This is a genomic window from Oleiphilus sp. HI0043, from assembly GCF_001634935.1.
In genome coordinates this window covers 1-379 of the sequence record NZ_LWEY01000975.1, presented here as the reverse complement: position 1 = coordinate 379, position 379 = coordinate 1, and the positions used below count along the sequence as shown (strand labels likewise).

General features: G+C 43.5%; 1 protein-coding gene. It reads right to left on the bottom strand.

Annotation, left to right across the window (positions count from 1 at the left end):
• Positions 1–21: 21 nt before the first annotated feature.
• A partial coding sequence (locus A3729_RS10605; RefSeq protein ID WP_156497882.1) for a nitric oxide reductase activation protein NorD occupies positions 22–379 on the bottom strand: 358 nt, incomplete at its 5' end.

Here is a 379-nt window from a genome sequence, read left to right as displayed (position 1 = left end):
AAAAGCTTGACCCTTGTCGTCTTACGATAGACCTGTAAGGTTCAAGTAAATTTTTGGCAGCAATGCAGGTAAACGCGCAGTATCACTAATCACTGCATAACCATGATCACCAAAAAGGTAAGGTAAATAATCGTTTCCATCTTCATCGATGGTAATACAAAATGGTTGCAAGCCCTGCTGCTTGGCCTCCTGAACCGCCTTACGAGTATCCTCTACTCCGTAACGGCCTTCGTAGTGATCAATATCATTTGGCTTGCCGTCTGAAACAATCAACATGAGGCGCTTTTGAGTTGCTTGTGTTTTTAACACTTCAGTTGATTGACGAATACCTGCGCCCATTCGCGTATAAAATCCCGGCTTGATTTCAAGAATTCGGCCA